We start from the raw sequence: 23,019 nt of genomic DNA, 5'->3' as shown, positions 1-23,019 counted from the left end.
GCTGCCTCAAGCGCTACATCGTCCGCGAGATCCACACCGCCCTCCTCGCCGACTTCACCACCCTCAACACCGCTTGACTTCTATAGGAGCATCCCCGCTGATCATGAAGTTGACGGGAACAAATCGGACGCTCAGCGCCGCCAACTTCATGATCGGCGGATTGGGTTGGGCCGGGTCGGGGTCGGCCGCCCGTCCGGCCTCTTCGTCTCGTCTTCCGCCTCTCCGGTCCGCCCCGGCGCGTTGATCAAGGAGTTTGTGTCCTCACGAGGAGGTGTCAGCGACCCAAACTCCTTGGTCAACAAGGTGGATCCGGCCCGCAGGTCGGCCCTCGGCCCTCTGATCCCGCTGATCATGAAGTTAGCGGCGACAAAACGGACGCAGAGTGCGGTCAACTTCATGATCGTCGGGGCGGGCGGGCGGGCGGGCGGGCGGGCGGGCGGGGCGGGGCGGGGCAGGGCAGGGCAGGGCAGGGCAGGGCAGGGCAGGGCAGGGCAGGGCAGGGCAGGGCGCGGAGCCGGGGGGAGGGTGGGTCAGGGGTGGGGGAGGTGGGTGGAGAGGACCTTCAGGGTTTCGGCGGTGGCTACCGCGTCGCTGCGGGCGCTGCCGTGGCGGCCGTCGCTGCTGTACAGCGACGGGTCGGCCACCAGCGGGTGGTCGGTCAGGTGAACGTGCAGTGTGCCCAGGCACTCGGCCACCGCGCGGGTGTGCCGGGACAGCCGCCGCATCCGCTCGCCCAGGCCCGCGCGCAGCGCGTCCGGCACCGCCGGGCTGTGCGACACGTCGAACATGCCCACGGTGATGACGTCCGCGCCCGCCTCCCGTAGCGCGGTGATCATGGCGGTCAGCTCGGCGTCGACAGCGTCCGGGTCGTAGGCGGACCGGAACGCGTCGTTGCCGCCGCACACCACCAGGGCCAGGTCCGGCTCGAAGGCCAGCGCGCCGGCCAGTTGGGTGGCCCGGACCTCGTGCGCGCGCAGTCCGCGCCGGCCCAGGTTCAGGTAGGCCAGCTCCGGCCGGATCGCGCGCAGCTCGGCGGCGATCCGGTCGGCCCACTGGAGGTCGGGGTAGCCGTCGGCGGGTTCGCACAGTCCTTCCGCGACGCTGTCACCCAGCACCACGAACCGCCGCCACGGGTGCCCGCGCAGCAGGTCGGCGGCCTCTCCCGGACGCAGGCACCACGGGTCGGTCGCCTCGGTCAACGTCGATGGCATGCCCGGCAGGCTAGCCGAGCGTCCCACGCCGGGAAAGAGGCTCAGCGCAGCAGGGCCAGCAGCTCCCCGGGCCGGCTCAGGCTGAGGTCGGCGGGCTCGTCGGGGTCGTACTGGTGACCCCACGCGGCGGCGACCGCGACCGCGCCGCTGCGCCGGGCGGCGCGTACGTCCAGTGGTGAGTCACCCACGTACGCGGCGCGGCCGGGTGGCACGCCGAGCCGACGGCAGGCCGCCTCCACGCCGTCGGGCGCCGGTTTGGGGCGGTCGACCTGGTCCCCGCCGAGGACGACCTCGAAGTGACCGAGCAGGCCCGCCCGGTCGAGCAGGATCTCGGCGGCCCGGTGGCTCGCGCCGGTGAACACGCCGACCGGCACCCGGGCGGCGATCTCGGCGAGCGCGTCGGCGACGCCGGGGTAGACGCGTACCCGGCCGGCGAGCGCATCCAGCTCGGTGTGGTAGCGGTCCAGGTCCTCGCCGGAGGCGGGCCGCCGCAGCAGGTGCGCCAGCAGGTCCGCCGGGGAGCCGATCGAGTAGCCGGCGATGACCTCGGCGTCGGTGTACGACGGCCCGCCTCCGGCCCGCACCGCCGCCCGGTACGCCGCGGGCACCACCGCGTGCGACTCGACGAGCGTGCCGTCCATGTCGAACACGATCGCGTCCACCGGGCCGGTCACGCGTTCTCCGCCCGGTGCGCCGTGGCGAGCCGCTTCGGGGCCCGCGCGTACCACGCCTCGGTGACCAGCTCGGTCAGCTCGTCCACGCCGATCCGGTCGAGCCGGACCAGCACCGCCGGGTATCCGTCGAAGTGCGGCGTGGTGAAGTAGACAGCCGGGTCGTCGGCGATCAGCGCCTCCTTGGCGCCCAGGTCGGGCACCCGCGCGCCGAGGATCGGGCCGTCCGGCGCGGCGTCGCCGAGCGCATCGAGTTCGCCGCGCCGCAGCGGCCGCTCCCAGACGAACGACTTGTCGCGGACCCGCCAGGCGGGCGCCTCGTCGTACGTGGGTCGTTCGGTGGTCTCGGGCAGGCCCAGCGCGATGCGCCGCACGTCTTCCCAGGTCGCCATGGCCCCGACCCTACCGCCGACCCCCGACACCGCGGCCCGGACCGGCGGGCCCGGACCGGCGGGCCCGGACCGGCGGGCTCAGACCGGCGGGCTCAGACCGGCGTGGGCGCGGCAGGTTCCGCGGCCGGGCGCCGGGACGCGCGGCTCAGCAGCAGTGGCCCCACGGTCAGCACCAGGCAGACCACCGACATCACCAGCAGCGCCGGGGTCAGGTCGAGCAGCGCCACCGACCAGCCGCCGAGCAGCGCGCCGACGGGCAGGCCGAGGAACGCCACCGATCCGGAGATGCCCAGCACCCGGGTCTGCAGCTCGCCCGGCACCCGCTGGTAGAGCGCGGCGCCGAGCAGCGGGTTCACCGCCGCGATGCCGATGCCGGACAGGAACGTCACCACGAGCACCACGACCAGGTCGTCGCTGAGCGCCAGCGCGAGCAGCCGGGGTGCGCCGCTGAGCGTCAGCCCGAGCGCGAACGTGGTCCCGGCCGGCAGCCGGGTGCCGAACATCGTGAACAGCAGGTTGCCCAGCAGCGCGCCGGCCGAGAAGACGCCCAGCAGCAGACCGAATCCGGCCGGGTCGCCGAGCACCTGGTTGACCCAGAGCGGGATCCAGACCGCGACGCTGGCGTTGGCGAACATGTTCGACACCGAGACCACGATCAGCATGGTCATCAGCGTCCGGTCGGTGCGCAGGTACGCGAAGCCGCCGCGCAGCGCCCGCAGGTAGGGCTCCCGGGGTGCCGGTTGCGCCGGTGCGGGCGGCCGGACCAGCACGCCGATCAGCAGCGCGCAGACCGCGAACGTGGCCGCGTCGATCCAGATGGCCCGGGTCAGCCCGACCCAGTCGATGAGCAGCCCGCCGAGCACCGCGCCGAACAGCGTCATGCCCCGGGCCAGGCCGTCGTAGGCGCTGGTGAGCCGGATCAGCGGCACCCCGGCCCGCTCGGCCGCGGGTTTGAACAACACGTGCTTGACCCGGTCGCCGATGCCGCGCAGCCCGCCGGCGATCGCCACCAGCACCAGCAGCGTGCCGAAGCCGAGCCAGGGCGCCAGCGCCACCACGGCCATCGCGACGGCGCTCGCGGCGTCCACGAACACCGAGGTACGGCGTACCCCGAACCGGTCCGCCCACGGGGTCGCGAGCGCGCTGGAGAGCATGTACGGAAGCGTCTCCGCCGCCGCGACGAGCCCCATCTTGGTGGGACTGCCGGTGGTCTCCAGCACGAGCCAGGGGATGGCGACCACCGAGATCCGGGTGCCGAGGTTGGACAGCAGGTCGGCGCCGACCAGGGTGTACAACTCCCGGCGCGGGTTCACGCCGGACTGCCGATCGGGTCGGCACCGGCCGGGTGGGCCGCCGCGTACCGGGCCCGCAAGGCGCGCTTGTCCACCTTCGCGGACCGGTTCAGCGGCAGCGCGTCGACGAACTCGACGGCGCCGGGCGCCCACGTCTCGCTCAGCTCCCGGATCACGAGCGCGATCAGCTCCTCTCCGGTCACCGACGCGCCCGGCGCGGGCACCACGTACGCGTGCGGCAGCTCCCCGGCCACCGGGTCCGGTACGCCGATCACGGCGGCGGCGCGTACCTCGGGGTGGCCGGCGAGCACGTCCTCGATCGGGCGGGAGTAGATCGGCCAGCTGCGCTGCCGGGTGAGGATCCGGTCCTGTAACCGGTCGACCAGGTAGAGGTAGCCGTCGGCGTCGAGGTGCCCGATGTCGCGGGTGCGGACCCAGCCGTCGACGAGCGTCTCGGCGGTCAGCTCCGGCTGACCGTGGTAGCCGGCGAAGCTCAGCTTGGTACGCACCCACACCTCGCCGTCCTCGCCGGCCGGCAGCACCCGCCCGCCCGCGTCGCGGATCTCCACCGACACGTCGCCGTACGGGCGGCCGCAGGAACGCAGCCGCTCCGGGTGCTCCGGGTCCTCGGTGAGCCCGGGCAGCGCGCAGATGACCACCGCCTCGCTGAGCCCGTACACGATGCGCAGGCACGGGCCGAAGCGGGCGATGGCCTGGCGCAGCCGGGCCGGCGCGGCGGGCCCGGCGCCCACGTTGAACATGAACATCGCGGAGAAGTCGGCGCCCGGCAGGTCGGGGTGGTCGAGCACCTCGTAGAGCATCGGCGGGGTGACGAACGTGGAGGTCAGCCGTTCGGCGTCCACTGTGGCGACGAACGCGGCCGGATCCCACTGTTCGCGCAGGAACAGCACCCCGCCGGTGAACAGGTTGATCAACGTGGTGATCTGGCCGCTGGCCAGCCACATCGGGGAGTGCGACAGGTGCCGCAGCAGCGGGAACCCGGCGCCCCGGAAGTCGGCGGCGAGCGCGAGCACCTGCCGGTAGAAGCTCTCCCGGTGGTGCACCAGCTTCGGCGTGCCGGTGGTGCCGCTGGTCTGCAGGATCGACTCCGGCGCCGGTACCTCGGCGGGCAGCTCCGCGGCCGGCCCGGCGGCCCCGGCGGTCAGGTCCGGTCCGGCGCCGCCGGGTCCGAGGCAGAGCACCGGTACGCCGGACAGGCCCGCCGCGACCTCCACCGCCTGCGCGTCACGCGGGTCGTGGACGAACGCCTCCGGCGCGGACAGCGCGACGAACTCGTCGACCTCCCGCCGCGAGGTCACCGGGGCCACCCACATGCTCCGGCAGCCCAGCAGGTGCAGGGCCAGTTGCAGCAGCGGACCCTCGACCGTGTTGCCGAGCATCACCAGCACCGCCGCGCCGGGGCGTACCCCGTGGTGGCGCAACGCGGCGGCCAGGCCGCGCACCTGCGCGGCGACCTGGGGGTAGGTGAGGCGGCGTCCGCCGCCGACGAGCGCCTCCCGGTCGCCGAACCCGGCGAACAGCTCCAGCGCCTCGTGCACATAGTTCGGCCGGTCGGTCATCGGGCAGCCCCCATCATGGTCCGCGAGCGGCGTCCGGCCAGGTCAGGGCCGGGACATGACGGCAGGTGCCAGGGTCGGCGACCGCACCGCCGCCAGCCCCGAGCCTAGGCAGCCGCGGTCCACGCCGGACAGAGCCGATCGTCGCTGCGTCACGCCCCCCGGGCATTTGATCATGTCGATCAGGTTGATTGACGCTCGTCACGGCCGGAAGCTAGTTTCCGGTCCATCGCCCGGGCCGGTGCCGCCGACCGCGTCACGCCCGGGGCTGCCGACCATGGAGGATCGATGCCGACCCCGAAGAGATGGCACGTCATAGCTTCCGCCGTAACGCTGCTGATCGCCGCCACCCCGGCGGTCACCGCGAGCGCCGGCCCGACCGGGAACGACCGCGCCGGGCACGGGCGCGCCGAGTGGGCCGGAACCTGGGCCGCGGCGGTGACCCGCGGGAACACCGTGGGCCTGACCGAGACCGGCCTGAACAACCAGAGCATTCGGATGACCGTGCAGACCTCGGTGGGCGGGCCGCGCCTGCGGGTGCGGCTGACCAACCTCTACGGCCAGCAGGCCGTCCAGGTCGGCAGCGCCACCATCGCCCGGCCGAACACCGCCACCCCCGATGACCTGTCCGACATCGTCCCGGCCAGCATCCGGCAGCTGACGTTCTCCGGCGCCGGCACGGCGACCATCAACAAGGGCGCCGAACTGCTCAGCGACCCGGTCAACTTCCCGGTGACCGAGCAGGAGGACCTGGTGGTCACCCTGTACTTCCCGGTGCTCACCGGGCCGGTCACGTTCCACGGTCAGTCCAAGGTCACCAACTTCATCGGCGCCACCGACCTCACCTCGGCGGCCGACGGCACCGGCTTCACCATCCGGCCCAACTGCTGCTGGATGTTCCTGTCCGGCATCGACGTGGAGCGCAAGGCCACGCCCGGCTCCGTGGTGGTGCTGGGTGACTCCATCAGCGACGGCAACGGCAGCACCGTCAACGCCGACCGCCGCTGGCCGGACTTCCTGGCCAAGCGGCTGATCGACGCCCGCCCGGAGCCGCGTACCCCGGGTGTGCTCAACCTCAGCCTGGCCGGCAACCGGCTCAACCACGAGGGCACCGAGCCCGGCGCGGGCGGTTTCCCCGGCTACTACGAGCTGGGCCCGAACGCGCTGGCCCGGCTCAACGAGGACGTGTTCCCGCAGACCGGGGTGCGGACCGTCATCACCCACCTGGGCATCAACGACATCTGGATGAACGGCGACAGCCCGGAGGCGATCATCGCCACGCTGCGCCAGCTCAACCAGCAGGTCAAGGCGCGCGGCCTGACCAGCATCGCCGGCACGCTCATGCCGTACGAGGGCAATGGCGGGCCGGGCGTGTGGACCCCGGAGAAGGACGCCACCCGGCAGGCCGTCAACACCTGGCTGCGCGGGCCCGGCCGCGCCGAGTTCGACGGCGTCGTCGACTTCGACGCGGTGATGCGGGATCCGGCCCAGCCGAGCCGGCTGCTGCCGGCGTACGACTCGGGTGACCACATCCACCCGAACGACACGGGCGCCGCGGTGATGGCGAACGCCGTACCACTGAAGCTGCTCGGACTGTGACACCGGGCGGGGGCGGCGGTCGACACGACGCCGCCCCCGCCGCCGTTTCCTGGGGAGGAAGAGACAGTGGACGTCAGCGAGATCCTGACCGGCCTCTACAGCGAGCAGGGCCGGCAGAACCCGTATCCCTTCTACGCGGCCCTGCACGAGCACGGGCCGATCAACGCCGTTCCGGCCCGGGCCGAGCACAGCACCGTGAGCGCGGTGGCCGGCGGGTACGACGTGGTGGACCAGATCCTGCGTGATCCCGGCTGGTACAAGGGCTTCCCGCCCGGCTGGGAGGAGCAGGAGATCCTGCGTACGTTCCTCACGTCGATGATGTTCGTCAACCCGCCGGACCACACCCGGATGCGCGCGGTGTTCGCCAGGACGTTCACCCCGCGCCGCCTCGGCGCGCTGGAGCCGGTGATCGAGCGGATCGTCGCCGAACGCCTGGATCACATGGCCGAGGTGGGCGCGGACGGCCACGAGGTGGACTTCGTGGCCGACTTCGCGTACCCGGTCCCGGCGCTGGTGATGGCCGAGTTCATCGGCCTGCCCGCGGCGGACCTGTCCTGGTACCGGCAGCGGGTCGACTGGATCGACGAGTACATGGACGTGTCCGGCAAGACGCCGGAGCGGCTGGCCCGGGCCAACCAGGCCGCCGAGGAGTTGCGCGTCCTCTACCGGGACCTGATCGCCCACCGGCGCCGTACGCCCGGCCACGACCTGATCAGCGGGCTGGCGGAGGTGCTCGACGCGGGCGGCGTCGACCTCACCGAGGATGAGTTGATCAGCAATCTGATCGTGCTGTTCAACGCCAGCTTCGTCACCACCGTCTACATGTTCAGCAACGGCCTTCCGCTGCTGCTGGACCATCCGGACGTCACCGCCGCTCTGCCCGGCGACGACGCGCTCGCCCGGGGCTGCGTGGAGGAGGTGCTGCGGATGGAGAGCCCGGTGCACTTCCTGGCCCGCTCCGCGCCCGCAGGCGTCGACCTCGGCGGGGTGCCGATCGACCGCGACGACAACGTGCTGCTGCTGATCGCCGCCGCCAACCGTGACCCGGCCCGGTTCCCCGACCCGGACCGCTTCGACCCGCGCCGCGACGGCCCGCCGTCGCTGGCCTTCGGCGTCGGGCTGCACTTCTGTCTCGGCTCGGCGGTGTCCCGGCTGGAGGGCCGGCTGGCGCTGCCGCGCCTGTTCGCGCGCTTCCCCCGGCTCGCCGTCACCCAGCCCTACACGTACAGCGGGAGCCTGTTCCTGCGCGGTATCGACAAACTCTTCGTCACCACCGGGGAGGCCGGATGACACTCGATCCGCAGGTGGTCGCGTGGCGGGCCGCGAGGGCCGCCGCCGGCACCGTGCCGCTCTACACCCAGACCCTCGCCGAGGCCCGCGCCGCCGACCTCGCCGCGATCCGCGCCGGCTCCGGCGCGGTCGAGCCGGTCGCGGAGGTACGCGACACGACGGTGCCCGGCCCGGCCGGGCCGCTGCCGGTGCGGATCCACCGGCCGGACGGCGACGGACCGCTGCCCACGCTCGTCTACTTCTTCGGCGGCGGCTGGACGCTCGGCAGCGTCGACACGGCCGACGGGATCTGCCGTCGGCTGGTCAACCTCACCGGCGCCCAGACCGTGACCGTCGGCTACCGGCTCGCCCCGGAGCACCCGTTCCCGGCAGCGGTGGAGGACTGCCATGCCGCGTTGCGGCACCTCGCCGCGCACGCCGCCGAGTTCCGCGTCGACGCCGACCGGCTGGCTGTCGGCGGGGACAGCGCGGGCGGGAACCTGGCCGCCGCGGTGACGCTGCTGGCCCGCGCCGACGGCGGTCCCCGGCTCGCCGCCCAGTTGCTCGTCTACCCGAACACCGACCAGCGGCCCGGGCACCGGCCGGCCGACGACGAGGACCCGATGCTGTTCAACAGGCACTCGGTCGGCTGGTACCGCGGCCACTACCTCGCCGACCCCGGCGACGCGGCCCACCCGCTCGCGTCGCCGCTGCTCGCCGAGGACCTGTCCGGCCTGCCCCCGGCGTTCGTGATCACCGCCGGGCACGATCCGCTGCGTGACGAGGGCCTGCGGTACGCGTCTCGGCTGCGCGAGTCCGGTGTGCCCACCGAGACGGACGACCACCCGGGCATGGTGCACGGGTTCTTCGCCATGCCCGGCGTGTTCGACGCCGGCCGGCTGGCCCAGGAACGCGCCGCCGCCTTCCTGCGCCGCGCGTTCGGGCTCGACCCGGCGCACGCCCGGGCGGCGACGGGTGCCGACCATGGCTGACCCGGCGGACGGGTTCGTGCCACCGGCCAGCCTGGCCGAGTTCGCCGCGCTCGCCCGGGCGGTCCTGCCGGCCGACGTGTGGGACTTCGTCGACGGCGGCAGCGGCACCGAGACCGCCCTTGCGGCGAACCGGGCCGCGCTGGACCGGGTGGCGGTGCTGCCCCGGATGCTGGCCGGGGTGGACGACCCGTCCACCGAGGCGACGCTGCCCGGCGGCCGGGCCGCGTTGCCGGTGGCTGTCGCACCGATGGCGTACCAGCGGCTGCTGCACCCCGACGGCGAGCCGGCGCTCGCGGCGGCGGCCCGCGCGGCGGGCGTGCCGTACGTGGCCAGCACGCTGGCGAGCACCCCGATCGAAGAGATCGCGGCGACCGGTGCGACGGTGTGGTTCCAGCTCTACTGGCTGCGCGACCGGGCGCTGGTGGCCGACCTGCTCGACCGGGCGGAGGCGGCCGGCTGCGCGGCGGTGATGGTGACCGTGGACGTGCCGGTGCTCGGGCGGCGCCTGCGCGACGCGCACAACGGCTTCGCGTTGCCGCCGCACGTCACCGCCGCGAACCTGCCCGGCGGCCGGGACGACCTGGCGCATCAGGGCACGCCCGGCGTCTCGGCGGTGGCCGTGCACACCGGCGCGGTCTTCGCCCCGGCGTTGAGCTGGGCGGACCTGGAGTGGCTGCGCGCGCGTACCCGGGTGCCGTTGCTCGTCAAGGGCATCCTGGACCCGCGCGACGCGGTCCGCGCGGCGGACGCCGGCGTCGACGCCGTGGTGGTCTCCAACCACGGCGGACGGCAGCTCGACGCCGCCCCGGCCAGTGCGGCCGTGCTGCCGGAGGTGGTCGCGGCGGTCGACCAGCGGTGCGCGGTGCTGCTGGACAGCGGCGTCCGCGGCGGCGTCGACGTGCTGCGCGCGCTGGCGCTCGGCGCGGACGGCGTGCTGCTCGGACGGCCGCTGCTCTGGGCGCTCGCGGCGGGCGGCCGGGCCGGCGCCGAGGCGGCGCTGGCGCTGCTCGCGGCGGAGTTGCGCGACGCGCTCATCCTCAGCGGCTGCCCCGACCCGGCCTCGGCCCGGCGGCTGCGAACCCGGATCGGAGGCTGACGTGGAACCGGTCGACCTGGCCGTCTCGGCGCTGCACGGCAGCGTCGGCGACCCGGCGCTGAACTCGATGAACTTCCTCAACGAGGTGGCGCAGCACTACCCGGACGCGGTGTCGCTGGCGGCCGGGCGGCCGTACGAGGAGTTCTTCGACTCCGCGCTGCTGCACACGCACCTGGACCGCTTCCGCCGCCACCTGGCCGAGGAGGTCGGGCTGGACCGGGCCGGCGTGGACCGGACGCTGCTGCAGTACGGGCGCACCAAGGGCATCGTGCACCACCTGATCGCCCGGCACCTCGCCGTGGACGAGGGGCTCACCGTCGACCCGGAGTCGATCGTGGTGACGGTCGGCTGCCAGGAGGCGATGTTCCTGGTGCTGCGCGCGCTGCGGACCGGCCCGGCCGACGTGCTGTTCGCGGTGGCGCCCACGTACGTCGGGCTCACCGGCGCGGCCCGCCTGGTCGACCTGCCGGTGCGCCCGGTGGCCGGCGGGCCGGACGGCGTCGACCTGGCCGACCTGCGCGCCGGGGTGCGCCGGGCCCACGCGGAGGGGCTGCGGCCCCGCGGCTGCTACGTGATGCCCGACTTCGCCAACCCGTCCGGCGTCAGCATGGACACCGAGCAACGGCGGCGGCTGCTGGAGCTGGCCGCCGAGGAGGACCTGCTACTGATCGAGGACAACCCGTACGGTCTGTTCCCGGCCGACGGCACCGACCGGCGGCCCACGCTCAAGGCGCTGGACACCGCCCGGCGGGTGGTCTACCTCGGCTCGTTCGCCAAGACCGTGCTGCCCGGCGCCCGGGTCGGCTACGTGGTCGCCGACCAGCGAGTGGGGGAGGCCGACGGCGCTGTCGTCCCGTTCGCCGACCACCTCGCGAAGATCAAGAGCATGGTCACCGTGAACACGTCGCCGATCAGCCAGGCGGTGATCGGCGGCGCGCTGCTGGCGCACGACTGCTCGCTGGTGGCCGCGAACGTGCGGGAGCGGGCCGCGTACGCCCGCAACCTGCGCCACCTGGTCGACGGCCTGGCCCGGCGCTTCCCGGCCGGCGGCCCGGTCTCGTGGACCGTGCCTGCGGGCGGGTTCTTCGTGGTGGTGAGCGTGCCGTTCGCCGTCGACGACGCGCTGCTGCACCGCTCGGCGCGTGAGTACGGCGTGCTCTGGACCCCGATGGCGCACTTCTACGACGCAGGCACGCCGGTTGATGCGCTGCGGCTGTCGGTGAGCGCCGTCACACCGGAGTCGATCGATCTGGGTCTGGACCGGCTCGCCGCGCTGGTCACGGACACCATGGCCGCCGGAGTGACGCCGGAGTGTCAGGGTTCCGGCACAGTGCGTGTTTCCTGACGCCGTTCCTCTGTTGATAATGGACGAATGGTTGCCTGGGAGTACGCGTTGCTCGTTCGTCGGTATCAGGGTCAGGGTCGCAATTTCCACGTCTCGTTCGTGTGGTACGGCCCGGACGGGTCACGCACCGACGTGACGGCATACGGCGACACCGCGATCGCGCACCTCAACCGGGTCGGCCGGGAGGGCTGGGAACTGGTCTCCGCCGCCGAGGACGTGAACAACGTGCAGGGCAGCACCGAGGTCCACCGCTACCACCTGAAGCGCCCGCTGCGCTGACCCCTGAACCGCCGGCACCCCGGGAGACTCCTTCTCCCGGGGTGCCGCTTCGTGTCGGCCGGGCGCTCAGCCCAGGTCGACCGCCGGGTAGAGCGGGAACGGCGTGAGCAGGTCGGCGGCCTGCTTGCCGACGGACTCGGCGACGGCCGGGTCCAGCACGTACTTCGCCTTCGACGGTGCGCCGTCCGGGCCGGTGCCGGGCGTGGTCTGGCTGAGCACGGTGTGGATCAGCTCGGCGGTGGCGTCCATCTCGGCGGCGCCGAGGCCCCGGGTGGTCAGCGCCGGGGTGCCGATGCGGATGCCGGAGGTGTACCAGGCGCCGTTCGGGTCCTGCGGCACCGAGTTGCGGTTGGTGACGATGCCCGAGTCCAGCAGCGCCTGCTCGGCCTGCCGGCCGGTGAGGCCGTACCCGGACACGTCGATGAGCACCAGGTGGTTGTCGGTGCCGCCGGTGACCAGCGTCGCGCCCCGGCGCAGCAGACCGTCGGCCAGCGCCTGCGCGTTGTCCACGATCCGCTGGGCGTAGTCGGCGAAGTCGGGGCGGCGTGCCTCGGCCAGCGCGACCGCCTTGGCGGCCATCACGTGCGGCAGCGGCCCGCCGAGCACCATCGGGCAGCCCCGGTCGACCTGGTCGGCCAGCTCCGGCCCGCAGAGCACCATGCCGCCGCGCGGGCCGCGCAGCGACTTGTGCGTGGTGGTGGTGACGATGTGCGCGTGCGGCACCGGGTCGAAGTCGCCGGTGAACACCTTGCCGGCGACCAGCCCGGCGAAGTGGGCCATGTCGACCATGAACGTGGCGCCGACCGAGTCGGCGATCTCCCGCATGATCCGGAAGTTGACCTTCCGCGGGTACGCGGAGTAACCGGCGACCAGGATCAGCGGCTTGAACTCGCGGGCCGCCTCGGCCACCCGGTCGTAGTCGATCAGGCCGGTGGCCGGGTCGGTGCCGTAGCTGCGCTGGTCGAACATCTTGCCGGAGATGTTCGGCCGGAAGCCGTGGGTGAGGTGACCGCCGGCGTCCAGCGACATGCCCAGCATCCGCTGGTTGCCCAGCTCGCGGCGCAGCGCGAACCAGTCGGCCTCGGTGAGGTCGTTGACCTGCCGCGCCTGCGCCTTGCGCAGCGCGGGGGACTCGACCCGGTCGGCGAGGATCGCCCAGAACGCGACCAGGTTGGCGTCGATGCCCGAGTGCGGCTGCACGTACGCGTGGGACGCGCCGAACAGCTCCCGGGCGTGCTCGGCGGCGAGCGCCTCGACGGTGTCGACGTTCTGGCAGCCGGCGTAGAACCGGCGCCCGACCGTGCCCTCGGCGTACTTGTCGCTGAACCAGTTGCCCATCGCCAGCAGCGTCGCCGGGGAGGCGTAGTTCTCGCTGGCGATGAGCTTGAGCGACTCGCGCTGGTCGGCCAGTTCCGCGGCGATGGCGTCGGCCACGCGCGGCTCGACGCCGCGGACGACCTCCAGCGCGCTGCGGAAGGCGGTGGACTCGGCGTTGCGCGACATGCGACCTCCAGGTGACGTGCGGAAGGCCCAGGCGCTCGGCATGCGTCCTCATGACGAGGCCGCTCCCCGATGGTGCTCCATCTCCACGCGCCAGTCACGGCCTGTGCCGATCCTACCGGCCCGGCCGGGACCTGCGGGGTTGGGCCGCCCGTCCCGGGGAGGCCCGGCCGACACGGAGTTCTTCGACCGGGCCGGCATGACCGGCACCCGGGTCGGCCAGGGGCCCACGGACGACCCACCCACGGTGGCCGAGGACGCGTTCGAGGCGCTGACGAAGGGGGGGCACAAGGTCGCCGCCGGCTCGCTGGTCAACAAGATCCAGGTGGCCGCCGGCAAGATCATCCCGGACCGGCTGAAGGCGGTGCCGGTGTCAGGCGACCACGGCGTCGAGCGACTTCTTCAGCGCCTTCGGGGCGGTCGGCGTCTTGGGCGCCTTCGGCCGCAGGTCGAGCATCCGCTGGCCGATCTCCTGGAGCGGGCTACGGCCGAGCGCCTCGCGGACCTTCGGGAACCACTCCTGCTCCTCCTCCTCGATGTGGTGCAGCACGTTCTCGATCAGCACCGTCGTCTTGGCGTTGAAGCGCTCGTCGCCGGCGTCCATCGTGAACAGCTCGAAGCAGAGCACGTCCGCGACGTGGTGCTCCTCGTACGACTCCAGGACGTCGTCCTCGACGTCGGGCACCAGCTTGCGGACCTCCGGATACATCACCTCGTTCTCCAGGTAGGTGTGCACCGTGAGGGCTTCGAGGATCTGCCCGACGATCTTCCCGCGCTTGCTCGCCGGTCCCTCCTCGGCCTCCTGGAAGGCCTTGAACAGGCGGCGGATCTCCTTGTGGTCCTCCTTGAGCAGGACGATCGCATCGGTGGACACCGGTTACCTCCTAAGTCGGCTGACGGTGCCCCCCTACCCGGTGCCCCACCAGGACAAACAGACCGGGCCCGGCGTGATCGCCGGGCCCGGTCCACGCGGGTACCTGTTACTTCACCGCGTTGTACGCGTCCACGACGCCGGCGCCGTAGAACCCGTTGCGGTTCCCGCCGGAGCAGGTCGCGTCGTACGCGTTCGGGCCCGCCGGGATCAGCGGCACCGGGTTGTAGACGCCCGACGGGCAGGACTTCGCCACCGCCGTGCGCTCCAGGAACGAGGCCAGCTGGCCCGGGCTCATGCCCGGGTGCGCGGACAGCGCCAGCGCCGCGACGCCGGTGGCGTGCGGGCCGGACATCGAGGTGCCCTGCTTGTAGCCCCACCCGTTGGTGCGGGTGACGGTGTTGAAGGTGGTGGACAGGATGCCGTCGGCGGACGTCGAGCGGGCGCCCTGCGTCCGGAACCGGGTGTCGCCACCCGGCGCGGTCACGTCGATCACGCCCTGGCCGTACGAGGAGTAGTAGCTCTTCTCCCCGGTCGGGCCGACGGCGGCGACGGTCACCACGCCCGGCGCCTCGGCCGGCAGGTCGAGGCAGGCGTTGGTGAGGTTCTCGCGCTCCTCCGGCGTGCCGTTGTTCGGGCTGCCGGTGTCGGTGATCTTGTGGGCCAGGTCGTAGTTCGAGTTACCTGCCGACGCGACGTGCAGCACACCCTGGGACTGCGAGTAGCGCAGGGCCCGCTGCACGGCCTTCCACACCGGGCGCTGACGCGCGTCGTTGCGGCAGTTCAGCTCCCACGGGTCGATGTAGTAGCTGTTGTTGGTGAGCTGGAAGCCGTGCTCGGCGGCCCACATGAACCCGCAGACCGCGGCCTCCGGGAAGATGTAGCCGTCGTCGTTGACCACCTTGACGGCGGCGACCTTCACGCCCGGGGCGACACCGGTGACACCGACGCCGTTGACCGCGGCGGCGATGGTGCCCGCCACGTGGGTGCCGTGGTCGCTCGTGGTGGGGTTCCACGCGGCCTCGGCGGTGTTCGGGACGCCGCCCACACAGGAGGCGCTCTTGTCCTTGGCGATCTGGGTCGCCAGGTCCGGGTGGCTGCTGGAGATGCCGCTGTCCAGCACACCCACCACGACCGACGGGCTGCCGCCGGTCACGGCGTGCGCCTGCGGGACGCGGATCTGGGGCATGTCCCACTGCAGGTTGTAGAGCGGCTCGGCGGTCGGGTCGCCGGTGGCCGCGGCGACGGCGGCGGCCGGCACCTCGACCGTCTCGCCCTCGTCCAGGGCGGTGCCCAGGCCGGCGGTGGAGGCGACCGACTCGACGCCGGCGCCCGCCACCCGGGTGGCGAAGTCCGGGGCGGACGAGCGCACGACCAGCACACCGATCTTGTCGTACGCGGCCACCACGGTGCCGTCGGCGGCCGCCACGCGGGCGGCGGCCTTGGCGGTGCTGTTGCCCTGCGGGGCGAGCACGATGTACGAGGTTTCCGGTCCGACGGCCGCGGCCGGTGCCGTGCCGCCGACGAGGGCGAGCCCGGCGCCGAGCGTCACTGCCGACGCCGCGGCGAGTGTCTTGCGACGGAGGTTGTTCACACAGACTCCCAGGGGTTCGTGCGGGTGGACCGCACCCCTGAGCAGGCTGCGGTCCGGGCGGAGGCACGGCGAAGTACCGGCCTCGCCCGGACCAGCGCCACCGCCTCCCGGCGTGTTACACGTGGCGGGATCCCGGTGACGTGGATCGTCAGACGGTGGCGATCGTGTAGGGGATCTCGTCCAGCAGTTCCCGGGCGAGGAAGCCGATCCGCCCGTACCGGGGGACCAGCCGCTGCCCGCTCACCGCGTGCGCGAACGCCGCCCAGCAGGCCGCCTGCGCCGGGTCGGCGCCCCGGGAGAGCAGGCCTGCGAGCAGCCCGGCCCGCACGTCGCCGCTGCCCGAGGTGCCCAGTCCGGCGTCCCCGCTCTCCTCGCGCCAGGCCCGGCCGTCCGGCGTCGTGATGTGCCCGTACAGCGAGACGACCGCGTCGTACCGGCCGGCCAGTTCCACCGCTTCGGCGTCCAGGTCGTCGCCCGGATCGCGTCCCAGCAGGTGCCGCGCCTCGGTCAGGTTGGGAGTGAGCACCGCCTTGCGGCCGGCCCCGGCCAGCAGCTCCGGCGCGTGGCTGAGCGCGCCGAGCGCGTACGCGTCGAGCACCAGCGCGGTCTCCCGGCCGGCCGCGTCCAGGACCAGGCGCAGCAGTTCCCCGGTGGCCTCGATGTCCGTGAGGCCGGGTCCGACCGCCACCACGTCGGCCTCGGCGACCAGGCCGCGGAGCAGGTCGCCCGGGTCGCCGCGGACCGCGCCGTCGCCGGTCTCCGGCAGGCCGATCACGAGCGCCTCCGGCACCTGGATGCTCAGCGACGCCGCAGTCGACTCGGCTGCGGCGAGCTGGAGCACGCCGGCGCCGGCCCGCAGCGCGGCCACCCCGGCCAGCAGCACCGCGCCGGGGGTGAACCGGGAGCCGCCGACCACCAGCACGGTGCCGCGCGCCTCCTTGCCGCCGGTGGGCACCGGCAGCGCCCAGTCCCGCAGCAGCGCGGGGGTGATCACGTCAGACCGGCTCGGCATTGACCTCGTCCTCCCTGGTGGCCCTCGCCCCCTGCCGGTGCAGGTGGGCGACGTCGTTGAACACCTCCGGCACGAGCCGGCCGGCGTCGTCGGCGTGCCAGGCGGTGACCGAGCAGTTGGCGATCACGTGCTCGCGGGTCAGCGCCATCAGCTCCGCCTCGGTGAGCCCTTCCACCAGGTAGCGCAGCAGGAAGACCAGCGCGTCGTGGCCGAACAGCAGCACCCGGCCCCCCTCGTGGTCGCGGCGCAGGTCGCCGAGCAGCGCCCGCAGCCGCAGCGCCACGTCGGTCCAGGACTCGCCGCCGGGCGGGCGGTAGTAGAACTTGCCGAGCCGGGTACGCCGCTGCGCCTCCTCCGGGTAGCGCCGGGTCACGCCGTGGCCGGTGAGCCCGTCGAGGATGCCCAGCTCCCGGTCGCGCAGCCGCTCGTCGACGCTCGCCGGGATCCCGGTGCCGTCGAGCGCCAGCTCGGACGTGCGCACCGCACGCAGGTACGGCGACACCACAGCCACGTCCGGCCGCCTCGACTCCGGCAGCCCGGCCAGCCAGCGGGCGGTCGCCCGTGCCTGCTCCTCGCCGGTCTGTGACAGCGGCACGTCCGCGTCCCGGTGGCTGAGGTCGATCAGCTCGGCGCCGGACGTCTCGGCCGCCGTGGCCGCCACGTTCGCCGTGCTCTCGCCGTGCCGGACGATCCAGAGCGATCCCAACTCCGCCATGCGGCTCCCGGTACCCGGGCTCGACCGGGGATAACCGTGCCGGACCGGCCCGGCGCGGGACTGCGCCGCAGTGCATCGACCCGGCACAATGTCCCACGACGCGGGACGGACGGTCCGGGTCCGAGGGAGGCGCACATGGCGACTGTGGTGCGGGGTCTGCGGGAGGCGCTGGTGCTCTTCCTGATCGCCACGGTGGTGATCGCGGCGGCGGTCGGAATCTGGGTGGCGGTCGGCGGCGGGGACTTCACGCACCGGCTGGGGGTGGCGTTCATGATCGTCGGCGCCGTGATCGGGATGACCGGGGATCTCACGCTGAGCCGCATCGGCATGCTGCCCGCCCGCTCCACGTTCGGCCTGGCGCCCGAGCGGGAGGACGGCGGCGGCGGGCGGGTGCTCACCGGCGTCGGCATCTTCCTGTTCGTCTCGGTGCCGCTGATCGTCGTCGGCGCGCTGCTGATCACCTGAGCACGTGACGACCGTCGCCGGATCGGTCAGTCCTCCGGCGAACCGGGACTCACGAGGCCCGTCTCGTAGGCGACCACCACCGCCTGGACCCGGTCGCGCAGACGGAGTTTGGCGAGGATCCGGGCGACGTGGGTCTTCACAGTCGCCTCGGACAGGTGCAGCGCCTCCGCGAGTTCGGCGTTGCTCAGGCCGCCGGCCAGCAGGCGCAGGACCTCCGTCTCGCGCCGGGTCAGCGTGGCCAGGTCGCGGTGCACAGTCGCCGTCTGCGGGTCGCGGCGGGCGAAGCGCCGCACCAGCCGGCGGGTGATGGCGGGTGCGAGCAGCGCGTCACCGTCCTGGACCATGCGTACGGCCGCCACCAGATGTTCCGGTGTCACGTCCTTGAGCAGGAAGCCGCTCGCCCCGGCGGCGAGCGCGGCGTAGACGTACTGGTCCAGGTCGAACGTGGTGAGGATGATGATCCGGGGCGCCGCGACGGCCCCGGTGAGGATGCGGCGGGTGGCCTCGAGGCCGTCGAGCTCGGGCATGCGCACGTCCATGAGCACCACGTCGGGCCTGGTGCGGCGGACCGCGTCCACCGCCTCCGCGCCCGTCGCCGCCTCGGCCACCACGTCCACCCCACCGGCCGTGAGGATCATGCGGAACCCGGTACGGACCAGTGCCTGGTCGTCGGCGACCACCACTCGTACCGTCATGTCGCCTCCCACGGGATCACGGCCTCGACGTGGTAACCGGCGCCCGGCCGGGCGCCGGCGCGCAACGTCCCACCGTAGACGGCGAGGCGCTCCCGCAGCCCGATCAGGCCGCGCCCGCCCGACACCCCGGTGGCGGCCGGTACGCCGGGCTCGGTGTTGCCGACCTCGATCCGCAGGGTCTCCGGCGAGTACTCGACGACGACGGTGCCGGCGGCGCCGGGCGCGTGCCGGACCATGTTCGTCAACGCCTCCTGCACCACCCGGTACGCCGTCAGCCCGACACCGGAGGTGACCGGCCGGCGCTCGCCGGAGATGGTCAGCCGTACCGGCACGCCGGCGTCCCGCATGCGTTCGATCAGCTCGGGCAGGCCCTCGATCCCGGGCTGCGGGTCCTCCGGGTCGTCCGGTTCGGACTCGGCCAGCAGGCCCATGACGTGCCGCAGCTCGGTGAGCGCGGACCGGCCGGTCGACTCGACGGCGAGCAGCGCCTCCCGTGCCTGATCCGGTGCGGCGGCGAGCACCGTCCGGGCGGCGCCGGCCTGGATGACCATCACGCTGACGTGATGCGTCACGACGTCGTGCAGTTCCCGGGCGATGCGGGCCCGTTCACCGGCGACCGCGTCGCGCAGCGCCTGCTCGTGGGCGCGGGCCTCGGCGGTGAGCCGCCGCCGGTCCTCACCCGCCCGTCGCCGCCACACGTGGTGGCCGCCCGCGGCGGCCACCAGCGGGGCCAGCACGACGAACGGCAGGTAGCCCGCGGACACCGTGACCGGCATCAGCTCCCGGAGGCCCAGGGCGAGCAGCGCCACCGCCGGGACGGACACCAGCGCCGGCAGCCGGTACGGGCTGTGCGCCGCCGCGCTGTAGACGGCGACGAGGCAGGTCAGCACCACGCACGGGTACAGGGCCGGCTGCCGTTCCCCGTCGGTCACCAGCACCAGTGACGCGGCGGCCATCGTCGCCCAGAGCACCGCGAGCGGATACCGGCGGCGCAGCACCAGCGGTGCGCACATGACGAAGACCAGCAGCAGTGCCCCGAGCGTGGACCCGGGCTGCGCGGGCTGCATCTCCGGCGGGACCGCCAACGGGGGCAGCGGCAGTGGCGGCGGCAACGGCGGGGGCGGGACGCTGACGTCGTCAGTGGCGGCCTGGAAGCACACCAGCCCGAGTGCACCCGCCAGCGCCGCGTCGAGCAGCAGCGCCCGCCAGCCCGGCCTCGGCAGCGGTCCCGTCGCCACGATGCCTCTCACGAGCCACATTCTCGCCGTCGTACGCCGGCCGGGGCATCGGTCACGGTGTGCAGTGCGACTACATCGCAGGGATGACCCCGGGCGAAGATCCGCCTCCGGCGGTACGGGTGGTGCGTCGCCGGACCGATGCCCAGGCCTCGGACCCGCCCCTAACGTCACGGCGTCCAGTCCACAGGCCTGACCCGAGGGGCGACACATGACCGATCCGGTGATCGACGTACGCGGGGTGACCCGCCGATACGGCGAGGGGCCGCCCGCGCTGCACGACGTGTCGCTGACCGTCCGGCCCGGCGAGTGCGTGGCGGTGCTCGGCCCGTCCGGCAGCGGGAAGTCCACACTGCTCAACCTGCTCGCCGCGCTGGACCGGCCGGACGCCGGCACGGTGACCGTCGCGGGCACCCGGCTGGAGAAGCTGGGCGAGGCCGCGTCGGCCCGGTTCCGGCGCGCACACGTGGGCCTGGTCTTCCAGTTCTTCAACCTGCTCGACGACCTCACAGTGCTGGACAACGTCCTGCTGCCCGCCCAGCTGGCCGGCGCACCGGCCCGCGCGGTGCGCGAACACGCCGCCTCCCTGCTGGACTCGCTCGGCATCGCCCGGCACGCGCACGCGTACCCGGGACGCCTCTCCGGCGGTGAGCGGCAGCGCGTCGCCGTCGCCCGCGCCCTGATCAACCGGCCCGCGCTCCTGCTGGCCGACGAGCCGACCGGCGCGCTGGACACCGCCTCCGGGGAGGACGTCCGGCGCCTGCTCGACGAGCTGCACCGGAGCGGCCAGACCATCGTGCTCGTCACCCACGACCTGCGGCTGGCCGAGGCGTCCGCCGGCCGTACGATCCGCCTGCGCGACGGCCGGATCGAGGTGCGACGGTGAGCGGGCTGCGCCGGGTCGTCCGGTCCGGCGTACGGCGCCGCCGGGTGCAGACAGTCGTCGTCGGCCTGGTCACCGCCGCCGCCGTGACCGCCACGGTGCTCGGGGCCGGGCTGCTCGTCGCGTCGCAGGCGCCCTTCGACGACGCGTTCGCCGCCCAGCGGGGAGCGCACCTGACCGTGCGGGCGGACTCCGGTGCGGTGACGGAACCACAGCTCGCCGCGTCGGCCTCGGCGCCGGGCGTGGTGGCCGCCGCCGGTCCGTACCGGGTGCTGGTGGTCGCCTTCACGGAGCGCGGCGGGATGCGGACACCGCCGCTGACAGTCGTCGCGCGCACCGATCCGGGCGGCCCCGTCGACCGCATCGAGCTGGCCGGCGGGCGGTGGCCGACCGGTCCGGACGAGATCGTGCTGAGCGGCGGAGCGGTCCGCCTGCCGCCCGGGGCCCGCCTGACCACACCGGGCGGCGGCGAGTTCACGGTGGTCGGTACGGCCCGGTCGATCAGCGACACCGCCGGTGCCTGGGTGCTGCCGTCCGCCGTCGGCCGACTCGACGGGCCGGACACGGCGGACGGGTACCAGATGCTCTACCGGTTCGCGGACGCCCGCACCGCGACGGAGGTCGGCGCCGGACGGGACGCCGTGGTCGCGGCGCTGCCCCCCGGCGCGGTCACCGGCGCCCGATCCTGGCTCGACGTGCGGCAGCAGGCCGTCGAGGACGCGGCCGTCTTCGTGCCGTTCCTCGTCGCGTTCGCGCTGCTCGGCATCGTGATGGCGCTGCTGGTGGTCGGCACTGTGGTCGCCGGGACGGTCGGCGCCGCCACCCGCCGGATCGGCATCCTCAAGGCGCTCGGCTGCACCCCCGCGGGCATCGTCCGCGCCTTCGTCGCGCAGACGCTGCTCCCGGCCGCCGTGGGTGCCGTCGCCGGAACGGTCACCGGGAACCTGATCGCGCTGCCGGTGCTAGCCGATACCGAGCAGGTCTACGGCTCGGCGAACACCACCATCGCCTGGTGGGTGACGATGCTGGCCACCGGCGGGGTGCTGGCGGTGGTGACGCTGACCGCGTGGACGGCCGCGCTGAGGGCGGGCCGGCTCCGTACCGTGGACGCCATCGCGGTCGGACGGGCGTCCGGTCCGGCGCGGGGCCGGTGGGCGTTGCGTCTGGCCGCGCGGCTGCCGGTGGCCAGGCCGGTGGGCCTCGGCCTGGCCCGCCCGTTCGCGCGGCCGGCGCGCACTGTCGCGATCCTGCTGGCGGTCGCGACGGGCGCGGCGGCGGTGACGTTCGCGACCGGGCTCGCCGCGTCGCTGCTGCGCATCCAGACCGCGCTCACCCAGGACGTCGCTGACGTCACTGTGAACGGCGACCCGGACGCCGGGCCCGCCGCCGCTCCCACCGCCGATCCGGCCGCGGTGCTGGCGGCGATCGACGCCCAGCCGGGCACCCGCGCCAGGTACGGCCTCACGCAGGCACCGGGCGCCGTCGCGGGCGTCGCCGACCCGGTCTCCGTCACGACGATCACCGGCGACGCGGCGTGGGACGGCTTCGAGATAGTGTCCGGACGCTGGTTCACCGCACCCGGCGAGGCCGTCGTCGGCGGACCCCTGCTGACCGCGACCGGAGCCCGGATCGGCGACACCGTCACGGTCCGGATCGAGGGCACGCCGGTACGCCTGCGCGTCGTCGGCGAGGTGTTCGAGTCCGCCATGGCGGTGTTCACCGGTAGCGCCACGCCCACCGGCCGGAACCCGTTCGAGTACCGGATCGCGCTCGCCCCGGACACCGACTCCGGCGCCTATGCACAGGCGCTGACCGGCGCACTCGCCGGCCGGGGCCTCACCGCGCGGCCGAGCGGCGCGGAGACCGACCCGCTCCTGCTGGTCGTGGAGGGGCTGACCGCCACGCTGACCCTGCTGCTCCTCGCGGTGGCCGCGCTGGGCGTGCTCAACATGCTCGTCCTCGACCTGCGCGACCGGGTCCACGATCTCGGTGTGCACAAGGCGCTCGGCATGACACCGGGCCAGACGATCGCGATGGTGGTCGCCTCGGTCGCCGCCGTCGGTCTGGTCGGCGGGCTGCTCGGCGTACCCGCGGGTGTGGCGATGCAACGGCTCGTCGTCCCGGCGATGGCCGCCAACGGCGGACTGCACCTGCCGGAGAGTCTGCTCGACGTGTACGGGCCGGTCCTCCTGGCGGCGCTGGCGCTGGGCGGGCCGCTGACGGCACTGCTCGGAGCGCTGCTGCCGGCCGGGTGGGCGGCCCGGACCCGGACCGCGACGGCACTGCGGAGCGAGTAGCGCGCCCGGCGGCGTCGCGGGTGTCGGTG

21 protein-coding genes and 1 riboswitch are annotated in these 23,019 nt (G+C 73.9%); of the genes, 9 read left to right on the top strand and 12 right to left on the bottom strand.

Features of this window, described 5'->3' with window-relative positions; genetic code table 11:
• Positions 1-530: 530 nt before the first annotated feature.
• The 5 genes from FB455_RS26490 to FB455_RS26470 form a co-directional block, all read right to left on the bottom strand.
• Positions 531-1,211 (bottom strand): SGNH/GDSL hydrolase family protein, encoded by a 681-nt coding sequence (locus FB455_RS26490; RefSeq protein ID WP_013286627.1) that lies wholly within the window; start codon positions 1,209-1,211, stop codon positions 531-533.
• 41 nt (positions 1,212-1,252) lie between these two features.
• Complete coding sequence (locus FB455_RS26485) at positions 1,253-1,885, bottom strand: HAD family hydrolase (RefSeq protein ID WP_145755166.1); 633 nt, start codon at positions 1,883-1,885, stop codon at positions 1,253-1,255.
• Positions 1,882-2,274: an MmcQ/YjbR family DNA-binding protein gene (locus tag FB455_RS26480; protein ID WP_013286625.1), complete on the bottom strand. Its 393-nt coding sequence runs from the start codon at positions 2,272-2,274 to the stop codon at positions 1,882-1,884. Before FB455_RS26480 ends, FB455_RS26485 begins: the two co-directional genes overlap by 4 nt.
• A 92-nt stretch (positions 2,275-2,366) precedes the next feature.
• Positions 2,367-3,587, bottom strand: a complete 1,221-nt coding sequence (locus FB455_RS26475) for an MFS transporter (protein ID WP_013286624.1) — start codon at positions 3,585-3,587, stop codon at positions 2,367-2,369.
• A complete protein-coding gene (locus tag FB455_RS26470; RefSeq protein WP_145755165.1) occupies positions 3,584-5,146 on the bottom strand; it encodes an AMP-binding protein in 1,563 nt (520 codons plus the stop codon). The genes FB455_RS26475 and FB455_RS26470 overlap by 4 nt, the downstream gene beginning before the upstream one ends.
• Positions 5,147-5,431: 285 nt before the next feature.
• Here FB455_RS26470 and FB455_RS26465 point away from each other — a divergent pair, with 285 nt between their 5' ends.
• From FB455_RS26465 to FB455_RS26440, 6 genes are all read left to right on the top strand, one after another.
• On the top strand, positions 5,432-6,742 hold the full coding sequence (locus FB455_RS26465; protein WP_013286622.1) for an SGNH/GDSL hydrolase family protein: 1,311 nt from the start codon (positions 5,432-5,434) through the stop codon (positions 6,740-6,742).
• Positions 6,743-6,808: 66 nt separating this feature from the next.
• Complete coding sequence (locus FB455_RS26460; RefSeq protein ID WP_013286621.1) at positions 6,809-8,032, top strand: cytochrome P450; 1,224 nt, start codon at positions 6,809-6,811, stop codon at positions 8,030-8,032.
• Entirely contained in the window at positions 8,029-9,003 is a 975-nt protein-coding gene (locus tag FB455_RS26455; RefSeq protein WP_013286620.1) for an alpha/beta hydrolase, read from the top strand. Before FB455_RS26460 ends, FB455_RS26455 begins: the two co-directional genes overlap by 4 nt.
• Entirely contained in the window at positions 8,996-10,099 is a 1,104-nt protein-coding gene (locus FB455_RS26450; RefSeq protein ID WP_145755164.1) for an alpha-hydroxy acid oxidase, read from the top strand. Before FB455_RS26455 ends, FB455_RS26450 begins: the two co-directional genes overlap by 8 nt.
• Before the next feature lies 1 nt (position 10,100).
• Positions 10,101-11,444 carry an aminotransferase-like domain-containing protein gene (locus tag FB455_RS26445; protein WP_145755163.1) on the top strand — a complete coding sequence of 448 codons (1,344 nt, stop codon included), beginning with the start codon at positions 10,101-10,103 and terminating at the stop codon, positions 11,442-11,444.
• A 27-nt stretch (positions 11,445-11,471) separates the two neighbouring features.
• Positions 11,472-11,723 (top strand): hypothetical protein, encoded by a 252-nt coding sequence (locus tag FB455_RS26440; RefSeq protein WP_013286617.1) that lies wholly within the window; start codon positions 11,472-11,474, stop codon positions 11,721-11,723.
• Positions 11,724-11,789: 66 nt separating this feature from the next.
• Here the strand turns inward: FB455_RS26440 and FB455_RS26435 are convergent, their stop codons facing one another.
• From FB455_RS26435 to FB455_RS26415, 5 genes are all read right to left on the bottom strand, one after another.
• The gene (locus FB455_RS26435) at positions 11,790-13,226 is read right to left on the bottom strand and encodes a glycine hydroxymethyltransferase (RefSeq protein ID WP_013286616.1); all 1,437 of its coding nucleotides are present in this window, start codon (positions 13,224-13,226) and stop codon (positions 11,790-11,792) included.
• A gap of 18 nt (positions 13,227-13,244) precedes the next feature.
• Positions 13,245-13,334: riboswitch (ZMP/ZTP riboswitch) on the bottom strand.
• A 262-nt stretch (positions 13,335-13,596) separates the two neighbouring features.
• Positions 13,597-14,097 carry a hemerythrin domain-containing protein gene (locus FB455_RS26430; protein WP_047892399.1) on the bottom strand — a complete coding sequence of 167 codons (501 nt, stop codon included), beginning with the start codon at positions 14,095-14,097 and terminating at the stop codon, positions 13,597-13,599.
• 106 nt (positions 14,098-14,203) lie between these two features.
• Positions 14,204-15,688: a S8 family peptidase gene (locus FB455_RS26425; RefSeq protein WP_145755162.1), complete on the bottom strand. Its 1,485-nt coding sequence runs from the start codon at positions 15,686-15,688 to the stop codon at positions 14,204-14,206.
• 148 nt (positions 15,689-15,836) lie between these two features.
• Positions 15,837-16,700 (bottom strand): NAD(P)H-hydrate dehydratase, encoded by an 864-nt coding sequence (locus tag FB455_RS26420; RefSeq protein ID WP_145755161.1) that lies wholly within the window; start codon positions 16,698-16,700, stop codon positions 15,837-15,839.
• Positions 16,684-17,415, bottom strand: coding sequence for a histidine phosphatase family protein (locus FB455_RS26415; RefSeq protein WP_145755160.1), 732 nt, complete (start codon positions 17,413-17,415; stop codon positions 16,684-16,686). The genes FB455_RS26420 and FB455_RS26415 overlap by 17 nt, the downstream gene beginning before the upstream one ends.
• 135 nt (positions 17,416-17,550) lie before the next feature.
• On the opposite strand from FB455_RS26415, the gene FB455_RS26410 reads away from it, so the two are divergent.
• Positions 17,551-17,880, top strand: coding sequence for a hypothetical protein (locus tag FB455_RS26410; RefSeq protein ID WP_013286610.1), 330 nt, complete (start codon positions 17,551-17,553; stop codon positions 17,878-17,880).
• Between the two features lie 26 nt (positions 17,881-17,906).
• On the opposite strand, the gene FB455_RS26405 is transcribed toward FB455_RS26410, so the two are convergent.
• Both FB455_RS26405 and FB455_RS26400 read right to left on the bottom strand, forming a co-directional pair.
• Entirely contained in the window at positions 17,907-18,575 is a 669-nt protein-coding gene (locus FB455_RS26405; protein WP_013286609.1) for a response regulator, read from the bottom strand.
• Positions 18,572-19,834, bottom strand: coding sequence for a sensor histidine kinase (locus tag FB455_RS26400; protein ID WP_145755159.1), 1,263 nt, complete (start codon positions 19,832-19,834; stop codon positions 18,572-18,574). The genes FB455_RS26405 and FB455_RS26400 overlap by 4 nt, the downstream gene beginning before the upstream one ends.
• Before the next feature lie 187 nt (positions 19,835-20,021).
• Between FB455_RS26400 and FB455_RS26395 the strand changes: the two genes are divergently transcribed.
• Together FB455_RS26395 and FB455_RS26390 are read left to right on the top strand one after the other, a co-directional pair.
• Complete coding sequence (locus FB455_RS26395; RefSeq protein ID WP_145755158.1) at positions 20,022-20,696, top strand: ABC transporter ATP-binding protein; 675 nt, start codon at positions 20,022-20,024, stop codon at positions 20,694-20,696.
• On the top strand, positions 20,693-22,990 hold the full coding sequence (locus FB455_RS26390; RefSeq protein ID WP_145755157.1) for an ABC transporter permease: 2,298 nt from the start codon (positions 20,693-20,695) through the stop codon (positions 22,988-22,990). The genes FB455_RS26395 and FB455_RS26390 overlap by 4 nt, the downstream gene beginning before the upstream one ends.
• Positions 22,991-23,019 lie beyond the last annotated feature (29 nt).

The organism is Micromonospora sp. CNZ296 (genome assembly GCF_007827635.1).
Note: the sequence above shows the minus strand (reverse complement) of the source record. Positions and strands in the feature narration are given on the sequence as shown.